General features: G+C 51.4%; 15 protein-coding genes. 7 read left to right on the top strand and 8 right to left on the bottom strand.

The window, feature by feature from the left end; genetic code table 11:
• Positions 1 to 40: 40 nt before the first annotated feature.
• Genes HV229_RS09140 through HV229_RS09130 form a run of 3 tightly spaced genes read right to left on the bottom strand, consistent with a single transcriptional unit; the run spans position 41 to position 997 of the window.
• On the bottom strand, positions 41 to 541 hold the full coding sequence (locus HV229_RS09140) for a hypothetical protein (protein WP_049042493.1): 501 nt from the start codon (positions 539 to 541) through the stop codon (positions 41 to 43).
• Positions 538 to 708, bottom strand: coding sequence for a hypothetical protein (locus tag HV229_RS09135; RefSeq protein ID WP_170976156.1), 171 nt, complete (start codon positions 706 to 708; stop codon positions 538 to 540). Before HV229_RS09135 ends, HV229_RS09140 begins: the two co-directional genes overlap by 4 nt.
• 13 nt (positions 709 to 721) lie before the next feature.
• Entirely contained in the window at positions 722 to 997 is a 276-nt protein-coding gene (locus HV229_RS09130) for a regulatory phage cox family protein (protein ID WP_071684349.1), read from the bottom strand.
• 122 nt (positions 998 to 1,119) lie between these two features.
• Between HV229_RS09130 and HV229_RS09125 the strand changes: the two genes are divergently transcribed.
• Together HV229_RS09125 and HV229_RS09120 are read left to right on the top strand one after the other, a co-directional pair.
• Positions 1,120 to 1,419, top strand: coding sequence for a helix-turn-helix transcriptional regulator (locus HV229_RS09125; protein WP_048234962.1), 300 nt, complete (start codon positions 1,120 to 1,122; stop codon positions 1,417 to 1,419).
• A gap of 96 nt (positions 1,420 to 1,515) precedes the next feature.
• Complete coding sequence (locus HV229_RS09120; protein WP_181547328.1) at positions 1,516 to 2,523, top strand: tyrosine-type recombinase/integrase; 1,008 nt, start codon at positions 1,516 to 1,518, stop codon at positions 2,521 to 2,523.
• A 192-nt stretch (positions 2,524 to 2,715) separates the two neighbouring features.
• Here the strand turns inward: HV229_RS09120 and clpA are convergent, their stop codons facing one another.
• Positions 2,716 to 4,992 (bottom strand): ATP-dependent Clp protease ATP-binding subunit ClpA, encoded by a 2,277-nt coding sequence (clpA, locus tag HV229_RS09115; RefSeq protein WP_016153651.1) that lies wholly within the window; start codon positions 4,990 to 4,992, stop codon positions 2,716 to 2,718.
• A gap of 30 nt (positions 4,993 to 5,022) precedes the next feature.
• Positions 5,023 to 5,343 (bottom strand): ATP-dependent Clp protease adapter ClpS, encoded by a 321-nt coding sequence (gene clpS, locus HV229_RS09110; protein ID WP_003036810.1) that lies wholly within the window; start codon positions 5,341 to 5,343, stop codon positions 5,023 to 5,025.
• Positions 5,344 to 5,666: 323 nt separating this feature from the next.
• Here clpS and cspD point away from each other — a divergent pair, with 323 nt between their 5' ends.
• On the top strand, positions 5,667 to 5,891 hold the full coding sequence (gene cspD, locus HV229_RS09105) for a cold shock-like protein CspD (protein WP_003036813.1): 225 nt from the start codon (positions 5,667 to 5,669) through the stop codon (positions 5,889 to 5,891).
• Positions 5,892 to 5,965: 74 nt separating this feature from the next.
• Here the strand turns inward: cspD and macB are convergent, their stop codons facing one another.
• Positions 5,966 to 7,912 carry a macrolide ABC transporter ATP-binding protein/permease MacB gene (macB, locus tag HV229_RS09100; protein ID WP_181547326.1) on the bottom strand — a complete coding sequence of 649 codons (1,947 nt, stop codon included), beginning with the start codon at positions 7,910 to 7,912 and terminating at the stop codon, positions 5,966 to 5,968.
• On the bottom strand, positions 7,909 to 9,024 hold the full coding sequence (macA, locus tag HV229_RS09095) for a macrolide transporter subunit MacA (RefSeq protein WP_016156938.1): 1,116 nt from the start codon (positions 9,022 to 9,024) through the stop codon (positions 7,909 to 7,911). The genes macB and macA overlap by 4 nt, the downstream gene beginning before the upstream one ends.
• A gap of 160 nt (positions 9,025 to 9,184) precedes the next feature.
• Between macA and HV229_RS09090 the strand changes: the two genes are divergently transcribed.
• Positions 9,185 to 10,132 (top strand): VirK/YbjX family protein, encoded by a 948-nt coding sequence (locus HV229_RS09090; RefSeq protein WP_181547324.1) that lies wholly within the window; start codon positions 9,185 to 9,187, stop codon positions 10,130 to 10,132.
• Here the strand turns inward: HV229_RS09090 and HV229_RS09085 are convergent.
• Positions 10,129 to 11,787, bottom strand: coding sequence for an ATP-dependent endonuclease (locus HV229_RS09085; RefSeq protein WP_016153655.1), 1,659 nt, complete (start codon positions 11,785 to 11,787; stop codon positions 10,129 to 10,131). The two genes, HV229_RS09090 and HV229_RS09085, sit on opposite strands and share 4 nt — an antisense overlap.
• A gap of 372 nt (positions 11,788 to 12,159) precedes the next feature.
• On the opposite strand from HV229_RS09085, the gene aqpZ reads away from it, so the two are divergent.
• From aqpZ to hcp, 3 genes are all read left to right on the top strand, one after another.
• Entirely contained in the window at positions 12,160 to 12,855 is a 696-nt protein-coding gene (gene aqpZ, locus HV229_RS09080; RefSeq protein ID WP_003840208.1) for an aquaporin Z, read from the top strand.
• 142 nt (positions 12,856 to 12,997) lie between these two features.
• Positions 12,998 to 13,897, top strand: coding sequence for a lysine exporter LysO family protein (locus HV229_RS09075; protein WP_181547322.1), 900 nt, complete (start codon positions 12,998 to 13,000; stop codon positions 13,895 to 13,897).
• A 155-nt stretch (positions 13,898 to 14,052) separates the two neighbouring features.
• Positions 14,053 to 15,705, top strand: a complete 1,653-nt coding sequence (hcp, locus tag HV229_RS09070) for a hydroxylamine reductase (protein WP_016153657.1) — start codon at positions 14,053 to 14,055, stop codon at positions 15,703 to 15,705.

Genomic DNA, 15,705 nt, shown 5'->3' with positions numbered 1-15,705 from the left:
CCCACGCGGTAAGGCGTGTAATAAATCGAATCCAGATTAATTAATGTAAATACTGCTCAGGTTTTACCGAGGTTAAAATGGTCGGTGCGTACTCAAAAAGGCTAAACAGCTCTCGCAAGGCACGGAAAAGTTTGTCCCGCCAATAGCAGTCGTCCTCGTTCAATCGCCAGTGCGGCATACTGAATTCTTGATCTGTGAGCCCCGCATGACGAAAAAGAGAACGCCTTTGGCTAACAGTAAGACGGCTAATGAAAGTCGCCCTAGCAGAGCCATGCTGACGAAACCGACAAAATGCGAATCTCAGTTCATCCAGCGCACAGACAAGGCGCTCGCGATCTGCTTCGTCCATTTCTTCTAAGCGCATGACAGAGTGACGCTGTTTTAATTGAGCATGAAAACAAACTGTCAGTCGTTCGCGCTCCATCATTTGATTGTAAAAATCACAGGTGTCTTGCCAACGTGGCTGAGCCAGGTACTTACCAACCAGCCCTCGAAGTGCCGCTGGCTGTTTCTGGATCACATCAAGAGTCATAACGGTCATAACCATATCCCTCTTTTTCTGACCAAACGGAAAAGCGTCTCAATAATGCCAGGCTTACGAGTGCGGATGATGATGCCTTTACGTCCCTTACCATGAGTAATCTTGAACGTCATAGGGCGCGGGCTTTCATTACGCAGTAATTGAGCGATACAGCGAGGCTCTTTCATTAAACCTCCCTCCTTATGCCCGTCCACCCAAACCAAGCCACATCAGCCAACCTTCACGAATTTCTTTCGGGCGACTTTCATAGGCAAGTCTCATCCCATTATTCCAAGCTGGTAGGTAAACCCAGTATTCTCCTGCCCGACCTGATGTCGATTGCGGATCTGTCATTTCAACTACCGGTAATTTCCCTTTTTCAATCATTCCTCTTACTGCTGCAGGGGTCTTACCAATAAGCTTGGCAAACTCTTGATAGGGGACGGCATCACTACTACTGACAATTTGTTTACTCATCTGTTAACCTTTCATCTAGATCTAACCAATGGGTTTCAATGTTCTCTAATGTGCCTTAATGAAACTTAGAAAAACTTGAAACATAGTAGAAGATGTCGTGATTATTAGAGGATCTCGATAACATGTCAACAGCAATCAGTGTAAAGCTGGCTCTCATACGTGAGTCAGAGAGGCTAAACAGAAAGCAATTCTCTGAAATTACTGGAGTTCCTTATAGCTCATTAACCTATTATGAAAGCGGTAGAACGATCCCCCCGACGGACGTCGCCATGAAAATTCTTCAACATCCTCGTTTCAGCAAATACACCCTTTGGTTTATGACTGAACAAATATCACCAGAAGCTGGGCAGATTGCACCGGCTCTCGCGCACTTTGGGCAGCAGACAACAACATCTCCCCACTCCGACCAGAAAACTGGCTAACCATTTACGGCGCTTATTTGTGTAGTAAATGCACGAAGAGTATTTGTTATTTAAATCAGGAAATTGAAGTAAGCAGTAACATCATCGGGAGGCTTTATGTCTATTAAAAAGCTCGATGATGGTCGATACGAAGTGGACATCAGACCTGCAGGGCGCAACGGAAAGCGCATCCGCAGGAAATTTGACAAGAAAAGTGAGGCTGTAGCTTTTGAGAAACACACTCAATACAACCATCACGATAAAGAATGGCTGGCTAAACCGACAGATAAGCGGCATCTGTCTGAATTAACAAAAGTCTGGTGGGATCTAAAAGGCAAGCATGAAGAACACGGAAAATCCAATTTGGGTAAGATTAAAATCTTTACCCGGCTCACTGATGACCCTTGCGCGTTCCAGATAACCAAAGCGCTTATTAGCCAGTACAGCATGACTCGCAGAGGGCAAGGCATAAAACCGGCCAGTATTAACCGCGACCTTACCTGCATGAGTGGTATGTTTACTGCGCTAATTGATGCGGAGTTGTTCTTTGGTGAACATCCTTTCAGAGGGATGAAAAAGCTCAAGGAGCAGAAACCAGAAACCGGCTATCTGACGCAGGAAGAAATAACATTGTTGCTTGCCAATCTTGACGGGGACAACAAGAAAATCGCGATTCTCTGTTTAAGTACCGGCGCTCGATGGGGTGAAGCTGCGAAACTGAAAGCTGAGAACGTAATACAGAATCGGGTTACGTTCGTTAAAACAAAGACGAACAAACCGCGTACTGTCCCTATCTCTGAGGAAGTAGCTGTAATGATTGCGGGTAAGGGTTATCTGTTCCCTGATGCCTCATACCCGAAGTTCAGGCGAACAATGAAAGATGTAAAACCAGATCTACCGGACGGGCAAGCAACTCACGCATTGCGTCACAGTTTTGCTACCCACTTTATGATTAACGGCGGGAGTATCATCACCTTGCAGAGAATACTGGGACATTCACGGATAGAGCAGACAATGGTCTATGCGCACTTTGCCCCGGAGTATCTTCAGGATGCTGTTTCACTCAATCCGCTACGTGGTGGTGTTGACTCCCAGAGTGTCCACACTGTGTCCACAGTAGGGTAGTTTATTATGGCTTTCAGTGGTCTTGCGTGCCGCGCGAACCCGCATTGCACCGCTGAAAGCCCATGTTACCTACCCTGAAAAACGCCCTTACGCAGGCTTATTTTTTGCCTGCCGTTTACCCCCCTATTCAAATCACGACTTTCAGGCGAAAAAAAACCGGGCATTACGCCCGGTTCATTAGGTGATTAGATATTAATGTGCTGCTTCTGGCTTGTGCTTTTGCGCACTCTGGAAACCATAAGTCAGCTCATTTTTCTCTTTATCCAGCGCAACGGTCACCTGACCGCCATCCACAAGCGAGCCGAACAGCAGTTCGTTAGCCAATGGTTTTTTCAGGTTATCCTGGACAACGCGCGTCATCGGGCGTGCGCCCATTGCGCGGTCATAGCCCTTCTCAGCCAGCCAGTCGCGGGCTTCCTGACTCACTTCCAGAGAGACACCTTTTTGATCCAACTGAACCTGAAGTTCGACGATAAACTTATCAACAACCTGATGAATCACCTCAGTAGAGAGATGATCGAACCAGATAATGTTGTCGAGACGGTTACGGAATTCCGGCGTAAACACTTTTTTGATTTCGCCCATCGCATCAGTACTGTTGTCCTGATGAATCAGCCCAATCGATTTACGCTCGGTTTCACGCACGCCGGCGTTGGTGGTCATGACCAGCACCACGTTGCGGAAATCCGCTTTACGCCCGTTATTGTCGGTCAGCGTACCGTTATCCATCACCTGCAGCAGCAGGTTAAAGACGTCCGGATGCGCTTTTTCGATTTCATCCAGCAGCAGTACCGCATGCGGATGCTTAATGACAGCATCCGTCAGCAAACCGCCCTGGTCGAAACCGACATATCCCGGAGGCGCACCAATCAGGCGGCTGACGGTGTGACGTTCCATATACTCGGACATATCAAACCGCAGCAGCTCAATACCCAGCGCTTTGGACAACTGCACCGTGACTTCGGTCTTACCTACACCAGTCGGTCCGGCAAACAGGAACGAACCGACAGGTTTATGCTCGTGTCCCAGACCAGCACGGCTCATTTTGATCGCTTCAGTCAGCGCCTCAATGGCTTTATCCTGTCCGAATACCAGCATTTTCAGACGGTTGCCCAGGTTTTTCAGCGTATCGCGATCGCTCTGCGAAACGCTCTTCTCCGGGATCCGCGCAATGCGGGCTACGACGGACTCGATATCCGCCACGTTGACGGTTTTCTTGCGCTTGCTGACCGGCATCAGACGCGCCCGCGCGCCCGCCTCATCGATCACGTCAATCGCTTTGTCCGGCAGATGACGATCGTTAATGTATTTCACCGCCAGTTCGACCGCTGCACGCACCGCTTTGGCGGTGTAGCGAACATCATGGTGCGCTTCGTATTTCGGCTTCAGACCGTTGATGATCTGCACGGTCTCTTCTACCGACGGCTCAGTGATATCGATTTTCTGGAAACGGCGTGCTAGCGCGCGGTCCTTTTCAAAGATATTGCTGAATTCCTGATAGGTTGTGGAGCCTATTACACGGATTTTACCGCTGGAGAGCAACGGTTTGATCAGGTTAGCCGCATCCACCTGGCCGCCCGATGCCGCACCCGCGCCGATAATGGTGTGGATCTCATCGATAAACAGAATGCTGTTAGTATCCTGTTCCAGTTGTTTCAGCAGCGCCTTAAAGCGTTTTTCAAAATCGCCACGGTATTTGGTACCCGCCAGCAGCGAGCCGATATCCAGAGAGTAAAGGGTACAATCAGCCATCACTTCCGGCACGTCGCCCTGGACAATACGCCACGCGAGGCCTTCCGCAATAGCGGTTTTACCGACGCCAGACTCACCCACCAGCAGCGGGTTGTTTTTTCGACGACGGCACAGTACCTGAATGGCGCGTTCCAGCTCTTTGTCCCGGCCAATGAGCGGATCAATTCCGCCCACACGGGCAAGCTGGTTAAGGTTAGTCGTGAAGTTCTCCATACGGTCCTCCCCGCCAGCTTGCTCTTCGTTATTCGGCTGATTACCAGAGTCAGAGGACTGACTTGGTTCGTCTTTGCGCGTGCCATGAGAAATAAAATTCACCACATCAAGGCGGCTCACTTCATGCTTACGCAGCAGATAAGCCGCCTGAGATTCCTGCTCGCTGAAGATGGCGACCAGCACATTAGCACCGGTAACTTCATTGCGCCCGGAGGACTGAACATGAAAGACCGCGCGTTGCAACACACGCTGAAAACTCAACGTGGGCTGCGTGTCGCGCTCTTCTTCACTGGCAGGCAATACGGGTGTGGTTTGTTCAATGAAGGCTTCGAGTTCCTGACGCAGCGCCACCAGATCCACAGAACACGCTTCCAGCGCTTCGCGGGCCGATGGGTTACTGAGCAATGCCAGTAGCAAGTGCTCGACGGTCATAAACTCATGTCGGTGCTCGCGCGCTCTGGCGAAAGCCATGTTTAAACTGAGCTCCAGTTCTTGATTGAGCATAGGCACCTCCCCCAATATTTATGCCTGCATTTAGGCTTTTTCTAGCGTACACAGCAACGGATGCTCGTTCTCCCTCGCATACTTGTTCACCATCGCAACTTTGGTTTCAGCCACTTCGGCAGTGAATACGCCGCAAATCGCTTTACCTTGATAGTGAACGGCAAGCATCAGTTGCGTTGCACGTTCTACATCATAAGAAAAGAATTTTTGTAACACGTCAATAACAAACTCCATCGGAGTGTAATCATCATTGACTAATATCACTTTATACATAGATGGCGGTTTTAGCGCGTCGCGCAATTTATCTTCCGCCAGCAGATCGAAATCCAGCCAGTCGTTAGTCTTACCCATTGTCAGTCGTCATCTTCAGTTACGGTTTCCGGCAGAAAATCTTGCCGCTGACAAGCAGCCTATGCGCACAATCAATCTACCTCAAGTATTAGATAACTATCATCTATTAGTGCCATCCGCGACATCTGTCACATAACCGACAATAGCGTTAACTGCTTCAAATTTTGATGCATTTTTACCCTATTCCGTCAGCCTGGCGCTTGACGCCTCGCCTGATTTCTCTAAATTGTAGTTTCGAGAGTTGGCGAGGTTTTGAACAGCCCCCACTCCGCCACCGGTTCATTCCATCTTACTTATATAAGATTTACGAAGGATGTCGAAGCATGGAAACGGGTACTGTTAAGTGGTTCAACAACGCCAAAGGGTTTGGTTTCATCTGCCCCGAAGGCGGCGGCGAAGATATTTTCGCCCATTACTCCACCATTCAGATGGATGGTTACAGAACGCTAAAAGCCGGACAGTCTGTCCAGTTTGATGTCCACCAGGGGCCAAAAGGCAATCATGCCAGTGTCATCGTGCCTGTCATTGAAGCAGAAGCTGTCGCATAGCTCTTCTGTTTCATTGTGTACATCCCGCAGTCAAAATGCCAGCCTTTGCGGCTGGCATTTTTATCTCGATAGTATTATTCCCGCGCCAGAGCATCTACCGGATCCAGCCGCGCCGCATTTCGCGCCGGTAGCCAGCCAAACAAAATCCCGGTCGCAGTCGAACACAGAAACGCCGTCAATAAGGCTACGGGTGAGAAACCTATTTCCCAGCCAGGCAGGAATAGCTGAAGCGTAAAGGCGATCAGCATCGACAAGCTAATGCCCAACGCGCCGCCAACCAGACACACCAGCACCGCTTCAATTAAGAACTGCTGCAGTACGTCACTGGCGCGGGCGCCAACCGCCATACGAATGCCAATCTCGCGCGTTCGTTCGGTTACCGAAACCAGCATAATATTCATCACACCAATTCCACCGACCACCAGCGAAATCACGGCCACCAGCGTCAGGAAGAGTTGTAATGTACGTGTGGTCTTTTCGGCGGTTTTCAAGACACCGTCCATATTCCAGGTAAAGAAATCCTTCTTACCGTGGCGTAACGTCAGTAGTCGGGTGAGCTGCTGCTCGGCCTGGGCACTATCAAAACCGTCTTTCACCCGCACGGTGATCGAGTTCAGCCACGACTGCCCCATAATTCGCCCGGACATGGTGCTGTAAGGCAGCCAGACCCGTAGGATCTTGCTACTGCCAAACATCGACTGTTTCTCTTCTGCAACACCAATTACCGTGGCAGGCATATTCCCCACCAGCACGACTTCGCCGACAACTTTCGCTTTGTTGGGGAACAATTGACGACGGGTATTGCTGTCGAGCACCACCACCTGAGCGCGACCCGCCAGTTGTTCAGCGTTAAAAGTGCTCCCTTCGCTAAACGTCATGCCATAGACGTTGAAATAGTCGCCGCTAACGCCATTAGCACTGGCTGCCACGTCGATATTGCCATAGCGTAGCCGCAGGTTTTTCGACACCGCAGGCGTCACCGAACTGACCCAGGGCTGCTTCTGTAACGCCGTTAAATCGTCATACTTCAGCGCCTGTTGATATTGTGGGTCGTCGTCGCCGAAATCTTTGCCAGGATAGATATCGATGGTATTGGTGCCAATAGCGCGAATATCTGCCAGTACCAGCTGTTTAGCCGCATCGCCTACCACCACAATCGACACCACCGAAGCAATACCGATGATGATCCCAAGCATGGTCAGTAGCGTTCGCATTTTATTCGCAGCCATTGCCAGCCAGGCCATAGTGAGCGCTTCGCGAAAACCGCTGACAAACTGCCCCCAGCCGGACGCCGTTTTCACCGTCGGCTCCGCGATATCGCGCCCGGTAGAGGGTTTGTGCGACGGCGGATTGCGCACAATCTCGCCGTCACGAATTTCAATGACGCGTTCGGCCTGTGCGGCGACCTGGCTGTCGTGAGTGACGATAATCACCGTATGCCCGCGATCGCGCAACTGATGCAAAATCGCCATCACCTCTTCGCCTGAATGGCTGTCCAGCGCGCCGGTGGGTTCGTCGGCGAGGATAACCTGTCCCCCGTTCATCAGCGCACGCGCAATACTGACCCGCTGCTGCTGACCACCGGAAAGCTGGGAAGGCTGATAGTCAACTCTGTCGCCCAGACCCAGTCGCTGCAGGAGTTCTTGCGCACGGGCCAGGCGCTGCTTACGTTCGGTGCCAGCGTAGACTGCAGGCACCTCAACGTTTTGCGCGGCGGTTAAATGCGACAACAAATGATAACGCTGGAAGATAAAACCGAAATGTTCGCGACGCAGCTGGGCTAACGCATCGCTATCCAGCGTGGAGACATCGCGCCCGGCAACCCGATACGTACCGCTGGTGGGTTTGTCCAGACAGCCGAGAATATTCATCAGCGTCGATTTACCCGAGCCAGACGCCCCGACAATCGCTACCATTTCCCCGGCCTGAATGCTCAAGGATACGTCCTTCAATACCTCGACCTGACCTTCGCCTGACGGATAGCTGCGGCGGATATTGCTCAGTTCAAGCAATGCCGTCATTTTGGCGCTCCAGCGTTGCCCTCACCGGTGATGACTTCATCCCCCTCTTCCAGCCCTTTAACGATCTCCACATCGGTGTCATTACGCGCGCCGATAACCACTTCGCGTTCACGGGTTTCGCCGTTACGCAGCAGCCTGACGTTATAACGATTGTTGCCAATAGGATCGCCCAGCGCCGACAGCGGGATCGTCAGGACATTTTTCACATCCGTGAGCTGGATATGGACCTGCGCGGTCATATCCAGACGCAGGATCCCTTTCGGGTTGGGAACTTCGAAGCGAGCATAGTAGAAAATTGCATCATTCACTTTCTCTGGCGTCGGAAGAACATCTTTGAGCTTACCTTCGTAGCGCGTCTGAGGATCGCCCAGTACGGTAAACCAGGCCTTTTGCCCGGGATGCAGGTGAATCACATCCGCCTCGGAAACCTGCGCTTTCACCAGCATGGTGCTCATATCTGCCAATGTCAGAATGTTAGGCGCCTGCTGGGCAGCAATAACGGTTTGCCCCTGAAGGGTAGTAATTTGCGTGACTTCGCCTGCCATTGGCGCAACGATGCGGGTGTAATCAAGGTTGGTTTTTGCCGTATCGAGAGAGGCCTGATTACGCTTAATTTGCGCATCAATTGTGCCGATTTGCGCCTGTTTGACTGCCATCTGAGTAGCCGCCGTGTCGAGATCCTGCTGCGAGACAGCCTGGGTTTTCGCCAGCTGTTGCTGACGGGAAAGCGTTACCCGCGCCAGCTTCCACTCTGCTTCAGCCTGTAAACGCTGAGCGCGTAATTCCATCAGCGTCGCTTCAACCTCTTTAATCTGGTTTTGCGCTTGTTCAGGATCGATAACGCCAAGCAGTTGATCTTTTTTTACTTTGTCGCCAATCGCGACCGACAGCGTTTTTAATTGCCCGCTTACCTGCGCCCCGACGTCAACTTTACGCAACGCATCCAGTTTGCCGGTTGCCAGTACGCTTTGCTGCAGATCGCCCGGACGAACAATTAACGTTTGATACTGAGGTAAAGGCGCATTAAGCGTTCGCCAAAGTGCAATTATCGCCACAATAATGATGATGGCGAAGAGAAAATAGCGCTTTTTGATTTTTCCCTTGAGCTTCATAAATGTCCCAATTTCCCCCAATACGTCCACCAGAGTGGAGTGGTAAACATCAACGTTAAATAAATAGCCGTTGAAAAACGCAAGAATAACAGAGTTATTGATGAATGGTTAAGATCCGCTGTGTTGAAATTAGTACCAGAGTATCAATCGGATTTAAATTATGAGTCAACTAACTGAAAGCACTTTTCTTTCCACTAAACCCATTACCAGCTTTGGCCTTTTTTACGGCCTGAGCAGCGGTCATATACGACCCGCACATTGCTGGGATAAACGGAGCTTTCGTCGTAAGTTTATCTGGCGCTCACTGTTGATACCCCGTCTGACTCAGGAATGGATGAGTGAACTCGCCCAATGGCCGGACCTTGAAAGCCTGCTCTCCCGCCAACCCCGGCTGCCGGTGCGTATGCACCGTCCTTACCTCGCGGCAAATTTCACTCGTAAAATGCGTTTAGACTCGGTGCGTTTTCATTACCATGTTATCCGCCACGCATTCTTACCCGCAGAGTTTAACGCCTTATTAACCAATGACGGTTTACAGCTGGCGCAAATTGAAGGCAAAGATGGCGATATATTTACCGTAACCATGATGATGTTCCCGGTACTGGATAAAGAGGGAGAAAGTACCATTCAGGTGCAAAATGGCGACGGGGACGTGCTGACCAAAATGACGTTTACGTTCTGCGAATATAATGGGAAAAGTACATTATTCATTGGCGGCGTACAGGGCAATTCGCAACTTCCACATGAAGCAATACAAAAAGCGACGAAGTCCTGCCACGGTATTTTCCCAAAACGTATAATTATGGAAGCCATTTGCCGTTTAGCAGAACAGTTGAATATCGAAAAGGTCATGGCGGTCAGCAATGAACAGCATATCTTTCGCAGCCCGCGTTACCACGATAAAAATAAGGTGATACTTTCCGACTACAACGCATTTTGGGAGTCGGTTGGCGGTGAGTGCGACAGTCACGGCTATTACCATATCCCACGCACAATGGCGCGAAAAAGCGAAGCGGACATTGCCAGCAAAAAACGCGCGGAATACCGCCGTCGCTACCAGTTACTGGACAGCATCCACTCGCAGCTGTCGTCGATGTTTCGCAACTAATCCGCTCTGCCGCGTGCCAACCACAGCACGCGGGAAAACATTTTTCGCAGCAGCGTTGGCACCGCGTCAACGCCGCGCCGCCCGGCCTCCATCGCCACCTCAATGGCTAAATCTGGTTTTGACGACCGGTGAATCGCCTTCGAGATAATTTTGCGCATATTCATGGGCACGTTTTCGGGGATTTGCGCCACCCTGTGAAAAACGTCAGCGAACCCCTGGCGATACATAAAGTGTTCCATGTCCAGCGCGGGAAGCATGGTTAAATGATCGCGCTCTTCTTCTCTGTCGTTATTCAACAAACTCCGCACCGTAGCGGCATACTTTTTCCCGGCTTCATCACCATCAACCAGCACATGCCACTCGATACCCATCCGGCGGGCGAACTTAACCAGCGGCTTAAGGCCGGACTGGGCAAATTCAATGACTTTGATACCTTCCGCATCAAAGTGGTGCCCACACTGGCGGGCCAGTTCGTTAATGACCCAGGTTTCCGTTTCGCCTTCCACCAGCAGCCAACAGCGGGCAAACAACGACGATGCACGGTTAAAACGAATATGAAAGGCAATACGCCGACCATCTTCTGCGCTGATCCCACCTGGCCCAAGCCGCCAGGCGGCGACGCGGGAAGACTCACGCACCAGGCGGACAACGTGTTCCACGGGGGTGAGGGACAGTAACTCACCTGAGTTGGTGGTCGCCACCCGTTGCAGTGGAAGCAAATTCAGCAGGTGCCAGGCAACCGACAGCATAATCGGATGTAAACGCGTTTCAGGATCTTCTACCAACAGTAACGGCCGGGCGTCTTTATCCAGCCTCAGCGTACCTTTGGCCTGTAACAGCGTCGAAAACAATCCCAACAAGATCACGCGGTGCGTGCGTCCGCCCGGTCTATCAATCATACGGTTGATAATATCCAGATAGCGCCAGCTACGTTGTTCGTTATTGGAACGTCGACGCATCAGACGATAGCGGGACTGACTGGAACCCTGCTCAGAAAAATAGTGTTCCAATAGCTGTACCATGGCCGATAACCCCTGACGTATCTGCCCATCTGTCAGGTTTTGCGGTCGGGTAGCCAGTTCACGTGCCAGAAAATCCAGTTGCCGCGCGGTCACTTCGACATCCGCCGAATCCGGCACCGTACCGTTACGGATCCGTCGCATAAAACGCGCGTCGCGCAGGCGCAGTACTGGCATCAAACGCACGAGGTGCCGCGCCTGATCGTTAATGTCGTCGAGGGGAAGCTGATGGCCCTCGCCATCCAGAAAACTGCGTAACGTCAGAACGCTACCGTCGTCCGCACATTCACCTTCCAGCCGATAGAAAATGCGGTGATAGCCATCCTGACACAGCGTCCAGCTGGCTTCCAGAGGACGATACCTGCGCACGCGGTGGCGACCTGGTTGAGACTCACGAAACGTCAGGATGATATGCAGATGATGTTCCCGGCCTTGTATATCACCCGGCGGGAACCAGAAATCTTCGCGGTCAAAGTGGTACAAATCAGTTTCCGGCGACAGCAACAGGGTTAAAGCATCCAGCAGACTGGACTTACCCCACGCGTTCTCCCCAATCAGCACGTTGCTTTGCTCCAGCATCAACGACAGACGGTTAATACCACGAAATCCAACAATCTCAACGCGTTCGAGAATCATATAGCCTCCGGAAATGCTAACTTTTTCCTTCAAGTTATCAGGAGTATAACGGCAAGCGGGCGCTCAGGACACCCGATATGATCAGGAGGTTAGTCGCAGAAATCAAAAAATATAAGAATATTCTTCTTATGTTTTCCCCGGAATATTATTTCAGAACTCAATCATCGCCGTTTTGCTAATTGAACTATGCTTCATTCATCCAATATTCAAAAAGGAATCACAACATATTGCCTTAAATCAAATTTTTTCATCAATTTAACTGGCGAAGGGATGATGTTTTTTTCTAAAATACCGGCTCTTTCATCATCGTCCCTTTTAGCGATGAATTACCGGGTAAGGAACACGAACCCGGAACTTTTAATTGAGGTGGTTATGTTCAGGAAATTAGCAGCCGAATTCTTCGGTACGTTTTGGCTCGTCTTTGGTGGGTGCGGTAGCGCAGTTCTGGCCGCAGCATTCCCGGAGTTGGGTATTGGATTTGCCGGTGTCGCGCTGGCGTTTGGTTTGACCGTATTAACCATGGCATTCGCCGTAGGTCATATTTCCGGCGGACACTTTAACCCGGCGGTGACCTTCGGTTTATGGGCGGGCGGTCGCTTCCCGGCAAAAGACGTTATTGGTTATGTTATCGCTCAGGTTGTGGGCGGTATTGTTGCAGCAGCGGCACTGTATCTTATTGCCAGCGGTAAAGCTGGTTTTGACGCAACTGCCAGTGGTTTTGCCTCGAACGGCTTTGGTGAACATTCACCTGGCGGCTATTCAATGCTGTCTGCCGTCGTAATTGAAATTATTTTGACCGCTGGTTTCTTATTAGTGATCCACGGTGCGACCGATAAACATGCTCCGGCGGGTTTTGCACCTATTGCGATTGGTCTGGCGTTAACCCTGATCCACTTGATCAGTATTCCGGTTACCAACACCTCCGTTAACCCGGCACGTAGTACCGCCGTAGCCATCTTCCAGGGCGGCTGGGCATTACAGCAATTGTGGTTCTTCTGGGTTATGCCGATTATCGGTGGGGTCCTCGGCGGTCTTATTTACCGCACTCTGCTGGAAAAACGCGATTAATCGATAACAAAAAAGGCCTGGCGCAAGTCAGGTCTTTTTTTCCCCGCTATATTTCCTTTTATTTGCAACTTTACTCCCTTCTTTGCATTGAGTAGTGTGTGCTGGCGCATTTCGTCTTACTCTCAGCAAGGATCTGGTTTTCATGTTTTCAGGGCTGTTAATCATTCTGGTTCCCCTTATTGTGGGCTACCTTATTCCGCTTCGGCACAGGGCTGCATTAAAACTCATCAATCGCCTGTTGAGCTGGATCGTCTACCTTATTCTCTTTTTTATGGGTATCAGCCTGGCGTTTCTGGATAATCTCGCCAGCAACCTGTTAGCCATTCTTCATTATTCTGCGGTCAGCGTGACGGTCATTTTGCTGTGTAATATCGCGGCGCTGTTCTGGCTGGAGCGTTCGCTTCCCTGGCGACATAACCACAAGCAAGAAAAGCTACCCTCGCGAATTGCGATGGCGCTTGAGTCGCTCCAGCTTTGTGGCGTCGTCGTCGTGGGTTTTCTGCTCGGCCTCACCGGTCTTCCTATTCTGCAACACGCCACCGAAGCCAGCGAATATACGTTAATCTTTTTACTGTTCCTGGTCGGGATTCAACTGCGCAACAGCGGTATGACCTTAAAGCAAATTGTGCTGAATCGCCGGGGGATGATTGTTGCGGTGGTCGTCGTCGCCAGTTCGATGCTGGCGGGGGTTATCAATGCGTTGATCCTCGGCCTGCCGCTGAAAACCGCGCTGGCGATGGCATCAGGTTTTGGCTGGTATTCCCTGTCCGGTATTCTGTTAACCGAATCCTTCGGGCCAGTGATTGGTAGCGCCGCCTTCTTTAATGACCTGGCCCGCGAGCTGATTGCCATTATGTTGATTCCTGGAATGGTGAGCCGCAGCCGCTCAACCGCGCTGGGGCTATGTGGCGCGACATCAATGGATTTCACCTTACCGGTGCTACAACGCAGCGGCGGTCTGGAGATGGTTCCGGCAGCCATCGTCCACGGCTTTATTCTGAGTCTGTTAGTGCCTTTGCTGATGGCGTTTTTCTCCGCCTGACGCCAGGCCAAATACCTCTCTGGCGGTAGTCATCTACCGCTAAAATTGCGCTAAATCAATCTCCCTGCAAGTTGTAGCAGAAATCCCTTTTATCCCTTCGCGCACAGGCATAACCTTAAACATGTATATTAAATATAACTTTAAAAGGTGTGACCATGTTTTGTGTGCAATGTGAACAAACCATCCGTACTCCGGCAGGAAACGGCTGCTCTTACGCGCAGGGTATGTGCGGTAAAACGGCTGAAACCTCCGATTTGCAGGATCTGCTGATTGCTTCCCTACAAGGTCTGTCTGCATGGGCTGTTAAGGCACGTGAATACGGCATCATCGACCATGAGGTTGATAACTTTGCGCCGCGTGCATTCTTCTCCACGCTGACCAACGTTAACTTCGATTCTCCGCGTATTGTTGGCTATGCCCGTGAAGCTATCGCCATGCGCGACGCCCTGAAAGCGCAATGCCTGAACATCGACGCGAATGCAGCGGTCGCTAACCCGATGGCCGATCTGCAACTGGTCAGCGACGATCTGGGCGACCTGCAACGTCAGGCCGCTGAATTTACCCCGAACAAAGACAAAGCAGCCATCGGCGAGAACATTCTCGGCCTGCGTCTGCTGTGCCTGTACGGCCTGAAAGGTGCGGCAGCTTATATGGAGCACGCGCACGTTCTCGGTCAGTACGACAACGACATCTACGCTCAGTACCACAAAATCATGGCATGGCTGGGAACCTGGCCTTCCGATATGAACGCTCTGCTGGAGTGCTCAATGGAAATCGGCCAGATGAACTTCAAAGTGATGAGCATTCTGGATGCTGGCGAAACCACTAAATACGGCCACCCGACGCCAACTCAGGTCAACGTCAAAGCAACCGAAGGTAAGTGCATCCTGATCTCCGGTCACGACCTGAAAGATCTGTACAACCTGCTGGAGCAGACCGAAGGTACCGGCGTTAACGTCTATACCCACGGTGAAATGCTGCCGGCGCACGGCTACCCGGAACTGCGTAAGTTCAAACACCTGATCGGTAACTACGGCAGCGGCTGGCAGAATCAGCAGGTTGAATTTGCCCGCTTCCCGGGCCCAATCGTAATGACCTCTAACTGCATCATCGACCCAACCGTTGGCGCCTACGATGACCGTATCTGGACTCGTAGCATCGTCGGTTGGCCGGGTGTAAGCCACCTCGAAGGCGACAACTTCGCTCCGGTAATCGCTCAGGCTCAGCAGATGGCGGGCTTCCCGTACAGCGAAATTCCGCACCTGATCACCGTTGGTTTCGGTCGTCAGACTCTGCTGGGCGCTGCTGATACCCTGATCGACCTGGTAAGCCGCGAAAAACTGCGTCACATCTTCCTGGTTGGCGGTTGTGATGGCGCGCGTGGCGAACGTAACTACTTCACCGACTTCGCAACCAGCGTGCCGGACGACTGCCTGATCCTGACCCTGGCGTGCGGTAAATACCGTTTCAACAAACTGGAGTTCGGCGATATCGAAGGTCTGCCGCGTCTGGTCGATGCAGGACAGTGTAACGATGCATACTCTGCCATCATCCTGGCGGTAACCCTGGCTGAGAAACTGGGCTGTGGCGTGAACGATCTGCCGCTGTCTCTGGTGCTCTCCTGGTTCGAACAGAAAGCGATTGTCATTCTGCTGACCCTGCTGTCTCTGGGTGTGAAAAACATCGTCACTGGCCCGACTGCGCCTGGCTTCTTCACGCCGGACCTGCTGGCAGTTCTCAACGAGAAGTTCGGTCTGCGTTCCGTGACCACCGTTGAAGAAGATATGAAGCAACTGCTGAGCGCGTAA

Origin of the sequence: Citrobacter sp. RHBSTW-00524, from assembly GCF_013747755.1 — a bacterium.
Lineage (GTDB): Bacteria > Pseudomonadota > Gammaproteobacteria > Enterobacterales > Enterobacteriaceae > Citrobacter > Citrobacter braakii.
This window is presented reverse-complemented; position numbering and strand designations above follow the sequence as displayed.

Bases quoted from the DNA above. Each gene is read 5' to 3' on its own strand.
- HV229_RS09090 (WP_181547324.1), top strand. From the start codon at position 9,185: ATGAGTCAACTAACTGAAAGCACTTTTCTTTCCACTAAACCCATTACC.
- hcp (WP_016153657.1), top strand. From the start codon at position 14,053: ATGTTTTGTGTGCAATGTGAACAAACCATCCGTACTCCGGCAGGAAAC.
- HV229_RS09120 (WP_181547328.1), top strand. From the start codon at position 1,516: ATGTCTATTAAAAAGCTCGATGATGGTCGATACGAAGTGGACATCAGA.
- HV229_RS09135 (WP_170976156.1), bottom strand. From the start codon at position 708: ATGAAAGAGCCTCGCTGTATCGCTCAATTACTGCGTAATGAAAGCCCG.
- HV229_RS09075 (WP_181547322.1), top strand. From the start codon at position 12,998: ATGTTTTCAGGGCTGTTAATCATTCTGGTTCCCCTTATTGTGGGCTAC.
- clpA (WP_016153651.1), bottom strand. From the start codon at position 4,992: ATGCTCAATCAAGAACTGGAGCTCAGTTTAAACATGGCTTTCGCCAGA.
- HV229_RS09085 (WP_016153655.1), bottom strand. From the start codon at position 11,787: ATGATTCTCGAACGCGTTGAGATTGTTGGATTTCGTGGTATTAACCGT.
- HV229_RS09125 (WP_048234962.1), top strand. From the start codon at position 1,120: ATGTCAACAGCAATCAGTGTAAAGCTGGCTCTCATACGTGAGTCAGAG.
- macB (WP_181547326.1), bottom strand. From the start codon at position 7,912: ATGACGGCATTGCTTGAACTGAGCAATATCCGCCGCAGCTATCCGTCA.
- HV229_RS09140 (WP_049042493.1), bottom strand. From the start codon at position 541: ATGACCGTTATGACTCTTGATGTGATCCAGAAACAGCCAGCGGCACTT.
- clpS (WP_003036810.1), bottom strand. From the start codon at position 5,343: ATGGGTAAGACTAACGACTGGCTGGATTTCGATCTGCTGGCGGAAGAT.
- HV229_RS09130 (WP_071684349.1), bottom strand. From the start codon at position 997: ATGAGTAAACAAATTGTCAGTAGTAGTGATGCCGTCCCCTATCAAGAG.
- cspD (WP_003036813.1), top strand. From the start codon at position 5,667: ATGGAAACGGGTACTGTTAAGTGGTTCAACAACGCCAAAGGGTTTGGT.
- macA (WP_016156938.1), bottom strand. From the start codon at position 9,024: ATGAAGCTCAAGGGAAAAATCAAAAAGCGCTATTTTCTCTTCGCCATC.
- aqpZ (WP_003840208.1), top strand. From the start codon at position 12,160: ATGTTCAGGAAATTAGCAGCCGAATTCTTCGGTACGTTTTGGCTCGTC.